Raw genomic sequence first — 18,795 nt, forward strand, 5'->3', positions numbered from 1 at the left:
GAAACTATGCAAAGGGTATAGGGTTGCTATTGTCTGTCTAAATGGTGTGCAAATGTCTTAATCGCTACGCCACTGTTAAAAAGCTGTAAATATTGTCTGATAGTCTCAGCAGTTGATTTTTGGTTGTGTGGCGGGTGATGGACTAATAAATCAATCACTTTTAAGCGCCTGTTGTCATCTAAGCTTAAGCGAAGTAATGGCTTGTTTCATGCTGCCAAGCAGTAGATTTGGTTTTATTTTTATCGATGGTACTGCTGGGCAATGATAGGTTCGTTGTTCACAAACTAGTATCTACTTTATCGTTTACGTTCATTTTTGAGATCGTCATGGCAATATCTGACAAACCTGCAAACCGCCGCGCTGCCGCAGCCTACAACACCGATATCGGCGAGCTATTCGTGCGCCGTTTTAATGTGGTGAGTATCTATGTGGCGGTGCTGGTGTTACTGGCAGCTGCGATCGTATGGAGCGGTATCAAAACTGCCGAAGAAGTTCAGCAATATCATCAGGACTATAAAACCTTGCAAGATATGAAAAAACAAGAGCGTAAGCTACAAGTAGAGCATCAGCGCCTATTGATTGAGCAGCAGACCTTTAGTGCCACCCCGCAAATCGCCAGTCGTGCAGTTTCTGAATTGGGCATGTATTCACCAACACTCAAAGACAAGTTGATTATTCAGCCTGGTGTGGCGACCGCTTTAGTGCCTGTGGTTTCTGAGGACTCTGATGAGGATGCCTCTGAGGTCGTCGGACCACGTGCGTCTACCGATATCTCTCCTGAGGAGCCTGCAACTGACACAGCGGCAGTGGAGGCAGGACAATGACTGATAAAAAACCTAAATCCACCGCAAAAAACACCAGTAAAAAACCAGCCAGTGGCAAGGTAACTAAGCCTCTGCGCCGTGCCAGTGCTGCCAAATCTGGACAAACGAGCGATAAACCTAATAAAGCCGCTAGTGATCGCAAAGCCAAACTGTTTGGTCGTATCAAAAAAACCGATGTCCAAGGCGCTTATACCAGTGTAAAAAACCGAAAAAGTAAAATGGTTTTTTCTAGTAAGGCCTCAGGTGCTTCTACTCTTGGTGGGTTTGAGCAAGACAAAAACCGTTTTCGTATGGTTTGGGGACTGGCACTGGTTGTATTGGCGCTGTTGATTGGCCGTGCTTATTATATTCAAGTGGCCAACGCGAAGTTTTATCAAGACAAAGGTAATGAGCTCATTACCAGCGAGCGCACGCAAAAATCCTATCGAGGTATGATTACCGATCGCAATAATTTGCCACTCGCGGTCAGTGCCCCGCTTGCGACTGTATCCTTTAGTCCGCACGACTACTCGCGTGAATACTACGAGCTAAAACGCATTATACTTACAAACCCGAGCAGTCCACAATTACAAGCGCGTATGCAAAAACGCTTGGATAATATGGATCTGACGACCCTTGCTGCTGCCGCTAATATCTCAGTTGATGAGTTGAAAAAAGTCACTGCCATCGATGACAGTATTGATGTGACGGATGAAAATGCGGTTAAAGCCGCGCTACCATCTGGCGCAGGCTCGCATTATCTGCCCCTGCTAAATAAAGTGACTCCCGAGATTGCTCAAAGCGTTAGCTCGCTTGATTTTCCTGGTGTCAATGAAAAAAACTTCTTTCAGCGCTACTATCCGCAGCCACAGTCCAACGCACAGTTGCTAGGGTTTATGGGTCAAAACTCCAAAGATCCTGAAGGTAACTATGAGGGACGTGCGGGCATTGAACGTCAGTATGAAAAAGAGCTGGCAGGTGAGGATGGTAAGGTACTCGTTCTAAAAGATGCCAAGCAAAACAGTCTAAAAGAAATCAAGCAGATTAAGCCTGAAATACCTGGCAAAGATGTGGCCTTGACGATTGATTCGCGCTTGCAGTATCTGCTGTATAAAGAGCTAGAAAAAGCAGGCCGCTTACAAAAAGCACGCTGGTCGACGGGTATGATCGTTGATGTACAAACGGGTGAAGTCCTTGCGCTATCGACGTGGCCGGCATTTAATTCAAACAACCTCAATGAGATGACCGGTGAAAACCAACGTAACCGTGCATTGTTGGATGTTTTTGAACCGGGTTCAGTGATGAAGCCATTTACCGTTGCTGCCGCCTTAGACTCTGGTAAATATACGCCGACAACTCTCATTGATACCAATCCTGGCTCCATTCGTGTGCGCGGCTACACCATTCGAGATCATAATAATCTGGGTATGATTAATCTGGCAACGCTATTACAGAAATCGAGTAACGTGGCCTCCACCAAGATTGCGCTATCACTGCCAGCCGATGCTATTAGTAATATGCAAAGGCAGTTTGGTTTTGGCTCAAAAACCCCTTTGCAGTTCCCAGGTGAAGGCAGCGGCCTAATCGTCACACCAAAAGAAAAAGAAACTTCACGCCGTGCCACAGTCAGTTATGGTTATGGTCTACAAGTAACGCTCGCGCAAGTGGCTCAGGCGTATTCAGCACTGGCAGCAGGCGGTGTGATGCATCCGTTGACCTTAATTAAGGGTGACAAATCGCAGCCAAGCAAACGTATCATGGCGCACGAAAAAGCCATGTCTATCGTACAGATGCTTGAGAGCGTCACGGAGCCTGGCGGTACGGCAAAAGATGCTGCCATTGATGGTTATCGCGTGGCAGGTAAAACAGGTACATCGCGCCGTATCAACCCAAAAGGTGGCTATTATACCGATCAGTATCGCAATGTTTTTGCTGGTATGGCTCCGGCGTCCAATCCGAAGCTAGTAGGTGTGATGCTGATAGAAGATCCGCGTGGTCAGATTTATGCTGGTCTCACCGTCGCACCAGTATTCCATAATGTGATGAAAGAAGCATTGCGATTGTACAATGTGCCTTTGGATAAGCCATTAGAGACCAAACCGCAATAGGTGTGTGATTACTTTTGACTTCGAGTTTTGGCTCTTTGAGAGCCAAATTGTTTTAACTGTTTAGGACTTGCCCATGACCATGCCGACCTCATTGCCAGACAATACCACTGTCACTTTACAGCAGCTGATAAATCTCAGCGCTGACCGTCACAGTAGGTTAGTACAGCAACTCACAGCGATGATGGCAGAGATGGTTCAGGCAGATCCAAATCAAATAACTGCCATTGCTGATATTCCTTTTCAGCAGTTTCGATTAGACAGCCGTCAATTATCACCCAATGATGTGTTTGTCCTTTTAAAAAGCCAAACATCTGATGATCAAAAAAGTCGTGATTATCTATTACAAGCGGCTAAAAATGCGGCCTTTATCCTCTCAGAAGTAGATCCTACCTCGTTATTTAATACAGTAAATGAGACATCACCTACGCAGGCGACCGATAATAAGTCCGTCGATCTGCCGTGTCCTATAATGTACGTTCCCAATGTGCGTGATTTTTTGGGTAGCTTGATTCAAGCGCGGCTTCAGTATCAGCAGCCAGTCACCTTACCAGCGGTCATAGCGGTGACGGGTACTAATGGCAAAACCACCATCAGTCAATTAGTCGCACAGTTGACCCAACTGACAGGCAAGAGTAGTGCGGTGATGGGTACGGCTGGTAACGGTAGGCTCGGTGCCTTGGTTCAGGCCAGCCATACCACTGGAGATGCCTTAGCTGTACAGCAGTTCTTGTATCAAATGGGCACAGAAAAGGCTGAAGTACTGGCACTAGAAGCCAGCTCGCATGGGTTAGATCAGCAGCGGCTACAAGGCATGCCAGTCACCGTAGCAGTGTATACAAATCTGAGCCGTGACCATTTAGACTACCATGCTGATATGGCAGAATATGCGGCTGCCAAAGCCAAGCTATTTGATAAAGCACATTTTCCAGATTTGACTCATGCCGTGATCAATATTGATGATGAGCATGCTCAGGTTATGCTGGATACGGCAAATGCTAGCGGTTTAACGGTTTGGACTTATACCCTAGATCCTGCAAAACTTGCCACTTTTGGCGCAGTGAGTGTCATGCCGAGTTTGCAAGGTGTCAAAATCACGCTACGTACTGACTTCGGTGATGGACAGACTGATACCGTGGATCTCGTCAGCCCATTGTTAGGACGCTTTAACGTTGCCAATTTGCTTGCGGCTATCGCTGCGGCAATAGCACTTGATGCCAACACCAATGACATCGATATGGCGCAGATTATGTGTGCTGTTCCGCAGCTACAAGGTGCGGTCGGGCGTATGCAGCGTGTACCATCCAATGATGGCTGTTTCATCGTTGATTATGCACATACCCCAGATGCTCTCAGTCAAGTACTGGCAAGCCTAAAGACCCACTGTGATGGTCAGCTATGGGCAGTGTTCGGTTGCGGTGGTGATCGCGATGCAGGCAAGCGTCCACTGATGGCGCAAGCAGGGCTGGCAGGTGCTGATCAAGTCATCTTAACCGCTGACAACCCACGCACCGAAGACCCCAATGTTATATTGCAAGACATGCAGACTGGCATGAGTACGGAGCAATATCAACGCACCCATATCGAGCCTGCCCGCCAAAAAGCGATTGAGTATGCTGTGGCTCATGCCAGTCCAAATGATATCGTCGTGATCGCAGGTAAGGGTCACGAGACCTATCAAGAGATCAATCATGTCCGTTATGATTTTGATGACAGTGTTATTTTAGAGCAGGCATTAGCGCAAGTGGGCCGTATATAAGTATCAGTCGCAGGCTTTTACTGTGCGTATAATCCAAAAAGTCGTTAACTATAAAAATTAAGTCATCATATAAGGTAATCATTATGACAGCCGACAACGATAATTCTATCCAGTCGCAAGGCCTCTATGTCTGGCAAATGAACAATCTGCTTGCAGCGACCGCATCGCTCGATGGTCATTGGCAGCTACCGCAGACAGAGACTGCACTTGCAACTGATGCGCTAAGCAGCAAACGTATTGCCACTGATACTCGCACTATTAAGCCAGGTGACATATTTTTGGCATTAACGGGTGATAATTTTGACGGTCACGATTATATCGCGACTGCTATAGATAAAGGTGCTGTCGCTGCAGTCGTCTCTCGTCCTATTTCCGCAGCGGAAGCAAATGATATTGCGCAGCTAGTGGTTAGTGACACTCGTCTGGCGTTAGGTCAATTGGCTTCTTATCGTCGTCAGCAGCACAAAGATTTGACTGTGATTGCCATCACCGGCTCTAGCGGCAAGACAACTTGTAAAGAGATGCTGGGCAGTATCTTTGGTAGATTGGCACCCACCCTGATTACCCGTGGCAACCTAAACAACGATTTGGGTGTGCCAATGATGTTGCTTGAGTTGTCCGATCATCACCGCTATGCCATCTTAGAGTTAGGTGCCAACCATATTGGCGAAATTGCTTATACAACTGAAATTGTCCGTCCTGATGTAGCCTGTATTCTAAATATTGGTACTGCTCATCTAGGTGAGTTCGGTAGCCGTGAGGGTATCTGCCAGACCAAGGCTGAGATTTATCATACTTTGACTGACGCCCAATGTGCGATCGTGCCTGATAAGGATGATTTTACCAATGAGCTACGCCGCATTGCCGAACAGCATACTTCACATGTGATTGGATTTGGTAGCACTGACGTGAGTGCCAGCCACTTAGATGTTGAGCCTGAGCGTAGCGAGTTTAAGCTGCATATTGGTAACCAGGTTCATGATATTAGCCTGCCATTAGCAGGCGAGCACAATGTCAATAATGCTCTGGCCGCTGCTGCCTGTGCATACGCACTCGATATTGCTGTGAGCGACATTGTCATCGGACTTGAAAACGCACGTCCTGCCAAAGGACGTCTAAACAGCCAGATACTGGGTATGCATCGACTCATTGATGATACTTATAATGCCAACCCACATTCAGTACGCGCTGCCGCTAAAGTCTTGGCGGCGCAAACAGGTACGCAAGTGATGGTACTGGGTGATATCTTTGAGCTAGGAGAAGCGGCCGTCAGTGAGCATCAGAGCCTGGGGCGCGCTATCGCGACCACAGGTGTCAATGTGCTGCTCTGTGTGGGTGAATATGCCCCTTATACCGTGGCAGGCGCAAAAGAGATTTCTGGTATCAGTGCTCATGCCTTCGCAGATAAAGACAGCCTGTTAGCGTACTTGCAGTCATATTTGCAAGCGCAACAAGCCAAGCCTTGTACGGTATTGTTCAAAGGCTCTCGTTCCATGGAAATGGAAACACTTATTCATGCGCTAGTAGAGGAGTAGGCGGTGTTAGTTTGGTTGTTCGGCTGGCTTGGCCAGTATTACTCGCCGTTTTCTGCGGTTTCTTCGTTGACGCTACGAGCACTGCTCGCGGTCGTCACCGCCCTTGCATTTAGTATGGCTTTGGGTGGACCTGTTATTCGACATCTGCGTTCGCTCAAATACGGTCAAGCGATTCGTAATGACGGGCCACAGTCACATTTGGCCAAAACGGGCACACCAACCATGGGCGGTGTCCTGATTCTCAGTGCCATTGGGATATCGACGCTATTGTGGGCCCGTCTGAACAATCCTTATGTCTGGATTTTACTTGTTGTCATGGTTATTTTTGGGGCAGTAGGCTGGGCTGATGATTGGCTAAAGATTAAATATAAGGACCCAAAAGGCCTGATTGCGCGCAAAAAGTATTTTTGGCTATCGATGGGTGCATTGTTCGTTGGGGTGTCTCTGTATTACATTGCCACGTTACAGCCAGACATCAACACCACGCGTGAAATGCAAGATCTGCTACTACCGATATTTAAAGACTGGATGATTCCGTTTTCGGCAGTGCCATTTGGCATTGGGTTTATTATTTTCACATATTTTGTGATTAATGGTGCGTCTAACGCGGTCAATTTGACCGATGGTTTAGACGGTTTAGCGATACTGCCGGTGGTCTTAGTGGCCGCAGGTTTAGGTGCGATGGCCTACGTCTCAGGTGACGTACGTTTCGCAGACTATTTGCATGTGCCTTATATCGCTTATAACTCTGAAGTCATTATCGTCTGTGGCTCGATGGTCGGCGCCGGTCTTGGTTTCTTGTGGTTCAATGCGCATCCGGCCCAAGTGTTTATGGGTGATGTAGGCGCACTGGCATTAGGCGCGATGTTAGGAACGATTGCTGTCATGACACGCCAAGAGATTGCTTTTGCGATTATGGGCGGCTTGTTTGTCGCTGAAGCATTGTCAGTGATGTTGCAAGTGGGCTCATACAAACTGCGTAAAAAACGCGTTTTTCGTATGGCGCCATTACATCATCATTTCGAAGAGATTGGCTGGAAAGAAACACAAGTAGTGGCAAGGTTTTGGATTATCGCCATCATTCTCGTTATTCTTGGACTGATGACTCTAAAGCTACGTTGATTGATCTCTCGGATAAAGCAACACTGAATAGTTGCCTATCGTAATCAGAAATGTGATCAAAAAAGCCACCTCAATCATCATTGAGGTGGCTTTTTGTCGCTTAAGGCCTGCGAACTTTGTTAAAATGCGACTCATATTGCTATGAATTTGAGATGCCTGTGTCGTTATTTATATGTCCACTTTGCCAGTCACCACTACAGCCTGCCACTGATACATGGCGCTGTGATGGCAGCTTGCATCCTAAGCAAACCTCACACCCCTTTGATGTTGCCCGTCAAGGTTATGTCAATCTACTGCCTGTGCAACAAAAAAAATCAAAAGCGCCGGGCGACAGCCAAGCGTCTATCAGCGCGCGCAAACGGTTTTTAAATAACGGTCATTATGCGCCGCTACAGCATCTCATTAGCCAAAAAATGGTGGCGTTACTGTTGCCAAGTGAGCAAGTCGCAGAGCCAACTGCTAAGCAAGATAGTAAGCCTGTCAATTGGCTCGATATCGGCTGCGGAGAGGGCTATTACACACAAGCAATGGCGCAACTGGGGTCAGAGGTGATAGATACGCTCATCGCCGCTGACATCAGCAAACCTGCACTGGTGGAGCTTGCCAAAGTGAGTAAAGCGTCAGAACGCCTTTGGTATCAAAAAAATGCTGCTACCAAGAATACGATGATTTATCCTTTAGTCACTAGTGCCGCCAATTTACCGCTACGCGCCCATAGTGTCACGGGTATCAGCAGTATCTTTAGTCCTATTTTGCCCAAAGCCTTTGCTGATGTACTAACCGCTGACGGGTATTTAATCATTGCCAAGCCGGATGTGGGACATTTAGCGACCTTGCGTGACGCATTGTTTGATAGCGTGCGCGAGCATGATTCTGATAAGTTTTTGCAAGAGCTATCACCCTACTTTACACTAATAGAGACTCATCGTGTCAATACGAATATGACGTTGGCAGCGGACGATTTGGCTGATTTGATGACCATGACGCCCTATGCTTACCGAGCGCGTAGTGAAAAAAGACAGGCACTACTAGCAGCGGTAGAGAACGTGGCATTTAGTACCGAGGCAAAATTTGTGGTGTATGTTTTGCAAAAAACGGCTGATAAATAAAGTATCGATTTTGACGGAAAAACTTTGCGGTATACCACTGTAACAATAGAAACCTTTCTTCAAGTTTCATAAATCTACTTAATACTAGAATCAGTTATCATTTTCTTTGTCGATACAGCGATACTTCATCGCGATATTTTATTTGATACTTCATGAGGTATCTTTAAGCATAATTCATCAACATGAATTAAATCGGGAAAAAATAATGAAAAAGATAATAGTAAGTTCGATTTTAGCCGCTACTGCTTGTTTTTCGATGATTGGTCAAGCCAGTGCTGCACCCAGTTATGATCAACATCACAAAGTTCAAGTACAGCACCAAAAGCATGATGCTAAATCAGACAGCAAGCATAAAAATGTCAAAAACAAAGCGAAAGTGTCACATCAAAAAGCAAAAATAGTGGCTGCTAAACACGAAGCGAAAGAGAAACAACACGATGAATATCAGAGTAAGTATCAGGGCAAAAAATATAGTAAAAACGATCATGAGCATCGCTCTTAAAAGTCTTATAGTCAAAGAAGCCTAAAATGGGTACAAGGCAGCCGACTGAAGATTGTACAAATAGTACCTCTAAGGAGGGTAACGCCGTAGCCGTTTAGTAGTTCTCAGACTATACTTGATTATGTAGAAATGGCGCCTTGAATGGGCGTCATTTTTTTGCGTTATATGTTTAGATAGTACATATACTAAAAAATATAATTTGCAGACGGCAGTAAACAACAAAGCTACTTTTTATGCTTTACTGTTAAAAAGTGCTTAGAGTATTTTAGAGAGGGTAGTGAGCTAGATAGAAAAACTGAGAGGTTTTGTTGGACTTAATAAGATTGGCGGTGAAGGAGGGATTCGAACCCTCGATACGCTATTAACGCATACACACTTTCCAGGCGTGCGGTTTCAGCCACTCACCCACTTCACCGTTTTTTTGACTGGCTCAGTATAGCCGATACTATTTAAAATGTCACCACTTACACCTTATCTTTCTTTATTTGCAAGCGCCTGCTAGGATAGCAAATATATAATGACGAGAATATATGGTTGAAAGTTGCATGATAAGTTTGGGTAGTCTTAAAAGCAGTATTGTAATGACCGTGGTGACGGTTGCAGTCAGTATAACCTCAGCCTACGCTGACGATTTCACCCAGTGTAGCGGATCTTTTTATGGGGGTGTTTATCCTGAATTCACCAATACTAAGCTAAGTGATAACACGCAAGCACTGTGCATGGACGGCTTTGCTGTTATGTATTCAGGGGTATCGCGTACACCGCTATGGTCGGCAGAGTATTTAGATCGTAAACGCTTGCAACAAGCGAAAGAAATTGATCGTGAAGACAGCTTTCATGAAGAGAGTAAACTGCCAACATCCGCGCGTGCCTCACTATCTGATTATTCAGGCTCTGGCTATGATCGCGGACATCTAGCACCCAATGCAGACATGGCCAATCGCAGCCAACAGTACGACAGTTTTAGCCTAGCCAATATCGCGCCCCAGTCCCCCCGTAATAACCGTTATATTTGGCGAAACATCGAATCAGCAACGCGATATCTGACTCAGCAATACGGTGAGCTCTATACCATTACAGGGGTAGCATTTAAGGACAAAAAAACCAAACAGCTTGCTGGTCGTGTGCTGGTGCCGAGCCACTTTTTTAAGGCGGTATACATTCCTGCAACCAATCAGGCAGGGGTATATTACGCACCCAATGATGAGTCTGAGCGCATCGATATCATTAGTATTGACCAGTTAGCCGCTGAAACAGGTATTGATGTGTTACCAATGCTAGATACTCAGACCAAAAGACAAGCATTCGATTTGCCATTAAAGGCAGGCGAGCGCTTGGACACACCTGATGCACCAGTTGAAGAGCCTGCTTGGATGCTGTTTGTATGGGCTATTTTAGAATGGCTAGTGACGCAATTACAGGCATAAACTGGCAGTAAAATGCAAAAAGAGCATTATTTTGAAAAATATAAAATGTCACTGATAATAAGGATAATCAAATGATTGAGCCATTCGCTAACGACCATCAAAGCATGCAAATTGGTGATATTGTGATTGAAAACCAAAAAGACAAGATTACTATCTACGGCGATATCGATTTGTCTTTAGACGCATCAGGATATGCGCAAGCCCAGCAGCTGCATGAGCTGACGGGGAAAATCATAGCAGCGTTTGAAGAGAAGAGTCTTTATAGTAATAGTGAGGATAAGTCAAAAGAAAATGATGACCAATCCGGCAAATATATCGACAACCCTTTCATATAAGTCTTTGATATGGTTTTATTTTTTTAGAAATAATAAAGTCTAAAAAAATTACTAGGCAAAGTCTAAAAATTGCTTATAATGAGGTAAGACATCGCTTATGTCGCTCAGGCCTCTTAAAAATCACGAGCAGTTGCAGTCGTCCACTTTTCAAAAGTAGGAAACGGCAACAGTCGTAATAAAAGAGGTCAGCAAAGGATAAGCATAGGACATCAGAAACATAATGTTTCGAGCAATCATTGTATGAAGGGAGTCAATCTATGAAGTTATTTACAAAAACCGCTTTAGCAGTTGCTGGTATCAGCATGGCAACGATGGCATTTGCCGCTGATCCATTACACAACACCACTTGGCAGACCTTTGATGAAGGCCAACCAAAAGGTGTTGTAAAAATCACTGAGTCTAATGGTGTATTAACGGGTAAGTTAATCAGTGCTAATACATCTGCTGGTAAACAGTATGTTGGTAATACTATTATCAGAAACCTAAAGGCAGATGGCGGTGGTAAATATAGTGGTGGTACGATTACTGATCCTGCTAAAGGCAAAGACTATCGTATGACTGCAAATCTAAGTGGCAGCACATTGAAACTAAAAGGATATATTGGTCCGTTCTCACGTAGCCAAGAATGGAAAAAGAAATAATCCGATAGATTGTTTTAAGTATTTGCTTGATACATAAAAATCCCGCATTACCGAAAGGTTTTGCGGGATTTTTTATTAGATTGGATATCGTATGGTCAGTCTAGTATAAAAAGGACATAGTGAAACAGGAATGGCTTTTTCGCAGTCCCTGTCTGCACAGGTACAGCAAGCTAGAAAATGTTAGACCAGTTCCGCGTTATCAAATAACATAGCCGTTTTGAAACTAATAGAGGTATCAATGCGCCAATTAATGATACATCCTAGTATCAACTATATCGTTGAAGTCGTTTGATATTAATACGAGGGATCAAGTAGAGCAGTATTTCTTGGTTGTGTCTTAAAAAAGGGGAGGTTGTGCGCACTTAGACTGTAATCATAAAAACGAAAAACGCTGAAACTACAGTTGGTAGTATCAGCGCCATGAACATCAATATTTAGCTTATTTACATATAGCTTATCTAATAAACTCAGGGTAGGCTTCCATACCACACTCTGCAATATCGCCACCTTCGTATTCATCTTCTTCGGAGATACGGATGCCGATAACTAATTTGATGATAGACCAAACCACTAGGCTCGCAATGAATACCCAAGCAAAGATAGTCGCAGCACCCACAATCTGACCGATAAAGGTAGAGGCTGGGTTAGTGATTGGCACAATTAACAAACCAAATAGACCAACCACACCGTGAACGGAGATGGCACCAACCGGATCATCAATTTTGATTTTGTCTAGAGCTAAGATTGATAGCACTACGATGATACCAGCGATGAAACCAAAGAGAGTCGCTTGTAGCGCAGAAGGGGTTGATGGCTCTGCTGTAATGGCTACCAGACCTGCTAGTGCACCGTTTAAAAGCATGGTTAGATCGGCTTTGCCGAAGATAATACGTGCAAGTAGCAATGCACCAATTGCACCACCAGCCGCTGCTGCGTTGGTATTCAAAAAGACCATCGCGACAGAGTTGGCACTGGCGATATCACCTAACTTGAGCACTGAGCCGCCGTTAAAGCCAAACCAGCCCATCCATAAGATGAGTGTACCAAGTGCCGCGAGAGGTAAATTAGCACCAGGAATCGCACGTATCTCACCATTTGGTCCGTACTTGCCTTTACGTGAGCCTAAGAGTAGCACACCAGCTAGAGCTGCAGCAGCACCTGCCATATGTACAATACCAGAGCCTGCAAAATCAGAGAAGCCCATGTCACCTAGGTTATACAAGCCAAACACATCGTTGCCGCCCCATGTCCAGCTACCTTCTAATGGATAGATAATACCAGTCATAACCACTGCAAATAGTAAGAAAGCCCACAATTTCATACGCTCAGCAACAGCACCTGAGACAATAGACATACAGGTCGCTACAAATACCACTTGGAAGAAAAAGTCTGATGCAGCAGAATAAACAGAGTCACCGCCAAAGCCATTTTCAGCAGAAGCTGCCAATGCATCTTCGACTAAGGTATCACCGCCTGCGATGCCACTCAAAAACAGGTCACCACCATACATAATGGCGTAGCCGCATATCATATACATAATACTAGCAGTGGCGAATAGCGCGATATTTTTGGTTAAGATTTCGACCGTGTTTTTTGATCTGACCAGTCCAGCCTCTAACATAGTGAAGCCAGCTGCCATCCACATGACCAATGCACCACATATTAAAAAGTAAAACGTATCGAGCGCGTATTGGAGCTCAAAGATTTGACTTTCCATGTAAATTCCCCCTTGAATTTATAATATAGATATCGGTATGACCGATAGATAAAATGCTGTAAGCGTCTACACCTATAAGTCTATGCTCATAGGCATGTGTTCAAATTTAGATAGCGTCAGGACCTGTTTCACCTGTACGAATACGAATGACTTGCTCAAGTGCTGTCACAAATATTTTACCGTCGCCAATTTTACCAGTGCTAGCGATACGCGTAATGGCTTCGATGGCAGGTTCAACCATCTCATCAATAACAGCCACTTCGACTTTTACTTTTGGTAAAAAGTCCACCACGTACTCTGCGCCGCGATAGAGCTCTGTATGGCCTTTTTGACGACCGAAACCTTTAACTTCAGTGACCGTAACACCTTTGACGCCAATGTCAGAAAGTGCTTCGCGTACATCGTCGAGCTTAAACGGTTTTAAGATCGCAGTGATTAGCTTCATAAAAAATTCCTTATTTGTGTGATGCTGCAGCTTGATAGAAGCACTATGGTGCATCATCGTCTCTCTGCCTTGCTTACCCTAAGTCATTCAAGAACTGTGCCAACCTACTCAAGGGGGAGAGGTAGAGTTGGACTTGCGAGTTCAAAAGTAACCGCAGTAATGACAGAGAATATAAGCTGGGATGACGCGATGGGAGTCATCGTTACCAACATAGTGAGAGTGCATCAATCTGTAGCGTTTGGTTATTGAAAACTTTATTATAACCAACTTTTTGAGTGCTTGGGGAGGCGATATCTTTATTTCATGTGATGATTTGCTAACCCAGTTTAGGTAACTAGTAGCAAGGCATCATAAAGACGCAATGGCTTGGTAAACGTGTACCGATGGAAGATATAATGAAATTACTAAGAGGAAGCAGAGACTCAGATCGAGATTATAATTATAATCTAACCACAATATAATCATGAAACTGACTGGTACTCTGCGTTTGAGGAGATAAGGGTACTGAGCCTCTGATAGAGTTTGCTTACGCTTTGGGGAAAAGCAAATATGGCGTCTTGGTACTGACCAATAGTTTTTTGGTATCACTGCCCTGTAGCAACTCACGTAGACGAGACTGACCAAACGCCCCTGTCATAAGCAGACCAATATCGTGCTGGTTTTGATAATAGTTCAAAGCAGCAGCGACATCACGGCAGTCCAACAATGTCTTTTTAGATTTAATACCGGCTTGTTTGAGCCTCGCGTAAGCTTCGCGCAGCGCATCACAATTATCAGAAGTTTCCTTGCCAACCATCACAATATGTACGGTTAGTGCGCGTACAAGCGACGTTTTGCACAGCCAGTTTAGTAATTTATGGCACGTTGGACTGTTGTCAAAAGCGAATAAAGCCGTTGTAGGGGGCAAAAATGGTGCATGTGTCACCAAAATGGGGCAGTGGCTGACTCGTATGAGTTGACTTAGGGTCGATTTGCACGTGACATGATGGCCAATAACAATCAATTGTGCTTCATCATCGACATAATCGATGCTTTGATTCAGGTGCTCATGCCGATGCAATGTATAGGTTTTGAGCTTGCTGCGCTGTTGTTCACAATAAGCAGTCGCTTGGTGCAATAGCAATCGACCTTGCGCTTTCAACTCACAGTTACTCAAATGTTCTTTGGTTGTGAATTGCTCAAGCAAGGCATTTTCATCGTTAACATTGAGACAGCCAGAATAATTAACAGCGGATTTTTGCTGTAAGCTTGGGGAGGCATGCAATAGTCCAACAGGCGCCTGCAAACGAGTAGAGGCCCACATACTAGCCTCCAACACGGCCTGAACATGATCAGGACAGTCCAAGCAAGCAATCACACTATCTGGTTTTAAATTACTCATAAAACGACCACGTCATATTGATAATAAAAAGTAACCACGCCAGTTAAAGAGTGAGCAGGAATACCATACTCACTCTCTACTAGTTATGCAGCCATCTATTCATCTTTGGATTCATAAACCGTCAATTAGAGCATGCCTTAGCATCAGTTTGATACGGCAGACACAAACAGTCTTAATCCAAGAGTCCGATATCTCGGCGATCATGGATAGAGAAGCGGTCAATCAACGTTCGGCTCGCATTATTCAGTCCCACCACTTTGACATCAATACCCTCACGTTGCAAGCGCATGACCAGTTTGTCTAACGTGTCAACGGCACTGATATCCCAAAAATGCGCTTGGCTTACATCGATCTGAATACTATCTACCGCTTCTTTACTGTCAAAGCTACTCAAGAATTGCGTGGTAGAAGCAAAGAACACTTGGCCTTGGACGTAATAATAACGGGTATTGGTACTGTCATCATACTCGCTAAATATGCTTAGGAATTGACCAATCTTATTGGCAAATGCTAAGGCAGATAGCAGGACACCGACACCAACGCCGTAAGCCAAGTTATGTGTAAAGACGGTGGTTAAAACAGTCGCCAACATCACGATGTTAAATGACAGTGGGTGTGTTTTGAACTCGCGAATAGACTGCCAGTTAAACGTACCAATCGATACCATAATCATCACAGCGACCAGTGCGGCCATCGGAATCTGACTGACCCATTCGCTCAAGAATACCACCATAATGAGCAGCACAACGCCTGCCATCAATGTAGATAGACGTGTGCGTCCACCAGATTTTACGTTGATCATCGACTGACCAATCATCGCACAACCTGCCATACCACCGAAAAACCCTGAAACCACATTGGCAATACCTTGACCACGGCATTCTTTGTTTTTATCACTTGGCGTATCGGTCAACTCATCCACGATTGTTGCCGTCATCATCGATTCGAGTAGACCCACGATGGCTAGAGCAATAGAGTAAGGCGCGATGATGAGTAGCGTTGATAAGTTCAACGGGATATCAGGTAACAGAAACATCGGTAGCGAATCTGGCAAATCGCCCATGCTACCGACATTACGAATATCAAGATTCATGTACATCGCCACCGCCGTTAGGCCAACGATACAAATCAATGGCGATGGAATGATGCGACCGATTTTAGGAATCAGGGGAAACAGATAGATAATCCCCAGACCGACTGCCGTCATGATATAAACCGTCATACCGACACGCTCAGTCATGGGATTTAGCTCTGGTAACTGGGCCATGAATATCAAAATCGCCAGCGCATTCACAAAACCGATGACCACTGAGCGAGAGACAAAGCGCATCAAGTTGCCGAGCTTTAGGATGCCCATGACAACCTGAATAGCACCGCATAACAGAGTCGCGGCAAGCAGATACTGCAAGCCATGATCAGCGACCAAATCAACCATTACCAGTGCCATCGCCCCGGTCGCCGCCGAAATCATACCTGGACGACCACCGACAAAACTGATCACGACGGCAATACAAAACGAGGCATATAAGCCAACTTTTGGATCCACACCTGCGATAATAGAAAAGGCAATGGCCTCTGGAATAAGCGCTAGGGCGACGACCAAGCCCGACAAAACGTCACCGCGAACGTTGGAAAACCACTCGTCACGCAAGTTATCAATAAAAGATGTCATAAGTAAACTACATAGGGTTAGAGGCAAAAAAGTAATCATTACTCATTTATAAAATGATCGCGTTGCTAATAATAGCCATTCATTTTTCTTTTACAGCAACATGCACTCAGTCATGTTGCTGTGTTGGATTATTGAAGATCATCAATAAAAGTATCTACGACGTTTTTTGGTATCAAAAATACGCTCATCCATAGTCAATACGATGATGAGGGCAATAAGGCTGCCTAAAAAACAGTGTTTAAAAACAAGGTTGAACAATAGGGTGCTTAATGTAGGCTATTGGATAAATATACCTAACATAAGGCATAGAATCAGCAATCACTTGCTGTAGTAAGAACGTAATAACCAATCTGACAAACAACCACTATCGTCTGACAAACCATTATCACTGCACGAATTGTCGCCAAAGAGACGTGACAAAAGCGTGATAAATGTGACACCATGCTAAACTAATATGCTTGGGCGATTGACCCTGCTATATACCAATTAAAGTCGCCATTATAGCACTAGCCACTCAATATAAAAACAGGCGCATAATAGCACACAGTCATAAAAAATCAGTATCGAAATCTGAACGATACCGTTATGATGCTTCTCATTTTTACAGTAGCGTTTGCTGCCTTTTTACAATCGGTTTGCTTGATGCCGCTTTGCTTATCTTATCGCTTATATAATAGCTTATCTAATAAAAGGAATAGACATGACCGCCAACCTCGCAACAGAAACTTTACTTCATAGGGGCAACGGTCTACAGGTCGTGGTCGGATTGGGACAATCTGGTCTATCGGTCGCAAGCTACCTTGCCAAACAAGGCTATCAAGTCGCCGTGACAGATACTCAAGTGATGCCTACATTGGCTGATCAACTGCCCGCTGCTATTGAGATTCGCCAATTTGGTGGCATCGATGCAGAGCTATTGCAGCAAGCGGCACGTATCATTATCAGTCCAGGTATTTCTTTGAATACCGATGCAGTGGCGGCTGCCCGTCAAGCTAATATCCCAGTGGTCAGTGATATCCAATTATTCTGTGAAGCTTGTACTGTACCGATAGTTGCGATTACCGGCTCTAATGCCAAAAGCACAGTGACCACATTGGTTGGACAAATGGCCGTAGATGCAGGCGTCAATGTCGGCGTTGGTGGCAATATTGGTGTGCCCGCGCTCACGTTACTAGAAAATACGGATATGGAGCTGGCAGTGCTGGAGTTGTCTAGCTTTCAACTAGAGACGGTTACCAACCTCAACGCAAAAATCGCGACCGTCCTTAATATGTCGCCTGATCACTTAGATCGTCATGGCGATATGCTCGGCTATCATCAAGCCAAACATCGTATCTTTCAAGGTGCCAAGTCAGTGGTCATCAACCGTGAAGACGCGCTTACCCGTCCATTGGTTGCAGACAATTTACCGAGAGTTAGCACAGGTATTCATGCGCCTGATAAAGGTCAATACGGTCTGATCATCGATACTGAAGGCCAGACTTATATTGCTCGCGGTACAGAAAGATTACTGTCGGCAGACAAACTGTTGATTAAAGGTCGTCATAATCTACTCAATGCCCAAGCAGCATTAGCGCTTGGTGAGCTAGCAGGATTGCCTCTCGATAGTATGCTAGATACGTTGCAGCAGTTCACAGGTCTTGATCATCGCTGCCAGTATGTGGCAAACGTTGATGGGATCGACTATTTCAACGACTCTAAAGGCACCAATATTGGCTCGACCATGGCCGCCATTGAAGGGCTAGGGGCGGTCTATGCACCAAAAGATGGTAAATTATTGTTGATCTTAGGTGGACAAGGTAAAGCGCAAGCGTTTGGTGAGCTGACACCTTTTATCAATCGATACGTGAGCCAATTGCTATTGATTGGTGAAGACGCTCAGCAAATTGAACAGCATTTGCGTGCTGCTAAGCTGAGTGGTGATGTCGCGCTGCATCAATGTCAAACATTGGAAGCGGCGTTTGATACGATTCAGCAAGTGACAGTGAGCAGCCTATCGCAAGTACAAGCGGTGCTCTTGTCACCGGCCTGTGCCAGCTTTGACCAATATAGCGGCTATGCGGCGCGCGGTGAGCACTTCTCTCAGTTGGTAAACCAGCTAGGTACGATATAGTCAGACAATGTAATCAAACAGTGGATTATCAGCCAATGTTTTTAGCAAGCCAGACTGTCTAGTAAGCCTGCACATGAGCATTATTGGGCAGTAGACAGTATTTTGTGTATAAATGATTGTTTTGATTAT

General features: G+C 44.9%; 15 protein-coding genes and 1 tRNA gene. 11 read left to right on the forward strand and 5 right to left on the reverse strand.

Annotated elements, in window-relative coordinates:
• Positions 1–326 precede the first annotated feature (326 nt).
• The 7 genes from I6E86_RS11030 to I6E86_RS11060 all read left to right on the forward strand — a co-directional run bounded on the left by I6E86_RS11030 (position 327) and on the right by I6E86_RS11060 (position 8,935).
• The gene (locus I6E86_RS11030) at positions 327–824 is read left to right on the forward strand and encodes a cell division protein FtsL (protein ID WP_197177520.1); all 498 of its coding nucleotides are present in this window, start codon (positions 327–329) and stop codon (positions 822–824) included.
• The gene (locus tag I6E86_RS11035) at positions 821–2,911 is read left to right on the forward strand and encodes a peptidoglycan D,D-transpeptidase FtsI family protein (protein ID WP_197177521.1); all 2,091 of its coding nucleotides are present in this window, start codon (positions 821–823) and stop codon (positions 2,909–2,911) included. Before I6E86_RS11030 ends, I6E86_RS11035 begins: the two co-directional genes overlap by 4 nt.
• Positions 2,912–2,984: 73 nt before the next feature.
• The gene (locus I6E86_RS11040; protein WP_197177522.1) at positions 2,985–4,667 is read left to right on the forward strand and encodes a UDP-N-acetylmuramoyl-L-alanyl-D-glutamate--2,6-diaminopimelate ligase; all 1,683 of its coding nucleotides are present in this window, start codon (positions 2,985–2,987) and stop codon (positions 4,665–4,667) included.
• Positions 4,668–4,750: 83 nt separating this feature from the next.
• Positions 4,751–6,202 (forward strand): UDP-N-acetylmuramoyl-tripeptide--D-alanyl-D-alanine ligase, encoded by a 1,452-nt coding sequence (locus I6E86_RS11045; protein WP_197177523.1) that lies wholly within the window; start codon positions 4,751–4,753, stop codon positions 6,200–6,202.
• 3 nt (positions 6,203–6,205) lie between these two features.
• Positions 6,206–7,324, forward strand: a complete 1,119-nt coding sequence (gene mraY / locus I6E86_RS11050) for a phospho-N-acetylmuramoyl-pentapeptide-transferase (RefSeq protein WP_197177524.1) — start codon at positions 6,206–6,208, stop codon at positions 7,322–7,324.
• Between the two features lie 152 nt (positions 7,325–7,476).
• A complete protein-coding gene (locus tag I6E86_RS11055) occupies positions 7,477–8,433 on the forward strand; it encodes a putative RNA methyltransferase (RefSeq protein WP_197177525.1) in 957 nt (318 codons plus the stop codon).
• A 205-nt stretch (positions 8,434–8,638) separates the two neighbouring features.
• Positions 8,639–8,935: a hypothetical protein gene (locus I6E86_RS11060; protein WP_197177526.1), complete on the forward strand. Its 297-nt coding sequence runs from the start codon at positions 8,639–8,641 to the stop codon at positions 8,933–8,935.
• Positions 8,936–9,259: 324 nt separating this feature from the next.
• On the opposite strand, the gene I6E86_RS11065 is transcribed toward I6E86_RS11060, so the two are convergent.
• Positions 9,260–9,350, reverse strand: a tRNA-Ser gene (locus I6E86_RS11065).
• Positions 9,351–9,516: 166 nt separating this feature from the next.
• On the opposite strand from I6E86_RS11065, the gene I6E86_RS11070 reads away from it, so the two are divergent.
• The 3 genes from I6E86_RS11070 to I6E86_RS11080 all read left to right on the forward strand — a co-directional run bounded on the left by I6E86_RS11070 (position 9,517) and on the right by I6E86_RS11080 (position 11,338).
• Positions 9,517–10,362 (forward strand): DNA/RNA non-specific endonuclease, encoded by an 846-nt coding sequence (locus I6E86_RS11070; protein ID WP_227680635.1) that lies wholly within the window; start codon positions 9,517–9,519, stop codon positions 10,360–10,362.
• Positions 10,363–10,433: 71 nt separating this feature from the next.
• A complete protein-coding gene (locus tag I6E86_RS11075; protein WP_197177528.1) occupies positions 10,434–10,697 on the forward strand; it encodes a hypothetical protein in 264 nt (87 codons plus the stop codon).
• A gap of 257 nt (positions 10,698–10,954) precedes the next feature.
• A complete protein-coding gene (locus I6E86_RS11080; protein WP_197177529.1) occupies positions 10,955–11,338 on the forward strand; it encodes a DUF2147 domain-containing protein in 384 nt (127 codons plus the stop codon).
• A 454-nt stretch (positions 11,339–11,792) separates the two neighbouring features.
• Here the strand turns inward: I6E86_RS11080 and I6E86_RS11085 are convergent, their stop codons facing one another.
• The 4 genes from I6E86_RS11085 to I6E86_RS11100 form a co-directional block, all read right to left on the reverse strand.
• Positions 11,793–13,055, reverse strand: a complete 1,263-nt coding sequence (locus tag I6E86_RS11085; protein WP_197177530.1) for an ammonium transporter — start codon at positions 13,053–13,055, stop codon at positions 11,793–11,795.
• A gap of 106 nt (positions 13,056–13,161) precedes the next feature.
• Positions 13,162–13,500: a P-II family nitrogen regulator gene (locus I6E86_RS11090; RefSeq protein WP_010197981.1), complete on the reverse strand. Its 339-nt coding sequence runs from the start codon at positions 13,498–13,500 to the stop codon at positions 13,162–13,164.
• Between the two features lie 526 nt (positions 13,501–14,026).
• Complete coding sequence (locus tag I6E86_RS11095) at positions 14,027–14,881, reverse strand: universal stress protein (RefSeq protein ID WP_194365031.1); 855 nt, start codon at positions 14,879–14,881, stop codon at positions 14,027–14,029.
• 172 nt (positions 14,882–15,053) lie between these two features.
• On the reverse strand, positions 15,054–16,553 hold the full coding sequence (locus tag I6E86_RS11100; RefSeq protein WP_197177531.1) for a SulP family inorganic anion transporter: 1,500 nt from the start codon (positions 16,551–16,553) through the stop codon (positions 15,054–15,056).
• 700 nt (positions 16,554–17,253) lie between these two features.
• On the opposite strand from I6E86_RS11100, the gene murD reads away from it, so the two are divergent.
• Positions 17,254–18,666, forward strand: coding sequence for a UDP-N-acetylmuramoyl-L-alanine--D-glutamate ligase (murD, locus tag I6E86_RS11105; RefSeq protein ID WP_197177532.1), 1,413 nt, complete (start codon positions 17,254–17,256; stop codon positions 18,664–18,666).
• Positions 18,667–18,795 lie beyond the last annotated feature (129 nt).

Source organism: Psychrobacter sp. SWN149 (assembly GCF_015864565.1).
Taxonomy (GTDB): domain Bacteria; phylum Pseudomonadota; class Gammaproteobacteria; order Pseudomonadales; family Moraxellaceae; genus Psychrobacter.

Coding starts and splice junctions, on each gene's coding strand:
- I6E86_RS11030 (WP_197177520.1), top strand. CDS start 327: ATGGCAATATCTGACAAACCTGCAAACCGCCGCGCTGCCGCAGCCTAC.
- I6E86_RS11035 (WP_197177521.1), top strand. CDS start 821: ATGACTGATAAAAAACCTAAATCCACCGCAAAAAACACCAGTAAAAAA.
- I6E86_RS11040 (WP_197177522.1), top strand. CDS start 2,985: ATGACCATGCCGACCTCATTGCCAGACAATACCACTGTCACTTTACAG.
- I6E86_RS11045 (WP_197177523.1), top strand. CDS start 4,751: ATGACAGCCGACAACGATAATTCTATCCAGTCGCAAGGCCTCTATGTC.
- I6E86_RS11055 (WP_197177525.1), top strand. CDS start 7,477: ATGCCTGTGTCGTTATTTATATGTCCACTTTGCCAGTCACCACTACAG.
- I6E86_RS11060 (WP_197177526.1), top strand. CDS start 8,639: ATGAAAAAGATAATAGTAAGTTCGATTTTAGCCGCTACTGCTTGTTTT.
- I6E86_RS11070 (WP_227680635.1), top strand. CDS start 9,517: ATGACCGTGGTGACGGTTGCAGTCAGTATAACCTCAGCCTACGCTGAC.
- I6E86_RS11075 (WP_197177528.1), top strand. CDS start 10,434: ATGATTGAGCCATTCGCTAACGACCATCAAAGCATGCAAATTGGTGAT.
- I6E86_RS11080 (WP_197177529.1), top strand. CDS start 10,955: ATGAAGTTATTTACAAAAACCGCTTTAGCAGTTGCTGGTATCAGCATG.
- I6E86_RS11085 (WP_197177530.1), bottom strand. CDS start 13,055: ATGGAAAGTCAAATCTTTGAGCTCCAATACGCGCTCGATACGTTTTAC.
- I6E86_RS11090 (WP_010197981.1), bottom strand. CDS start 13,500: ATGAAGCTAATCACTGCGATCTTAAAACCGTTTAAGCTCGACGATGTA.
- I6E86_RS11095 (WP_194365031.1), bottom strand. CDS start 14,881: ATGAGTAATTTAAAACCAGATAGTGTGATTGCTTGCTTGGACTGTCCT.
- I6E86_RS11100 (WP_197177531.1), bottom strand. CDS start 16,553: ATGACATCTTTTATTGATAACTTGCGTGACGAGTGGTTTTCCAACGTT.
- murD (WP_197177532.1), top strand. CDS start 17,254: ATGACCGCCAACCTCGCAACAGAAACTTTACTTCATAGGGGCAACGGT.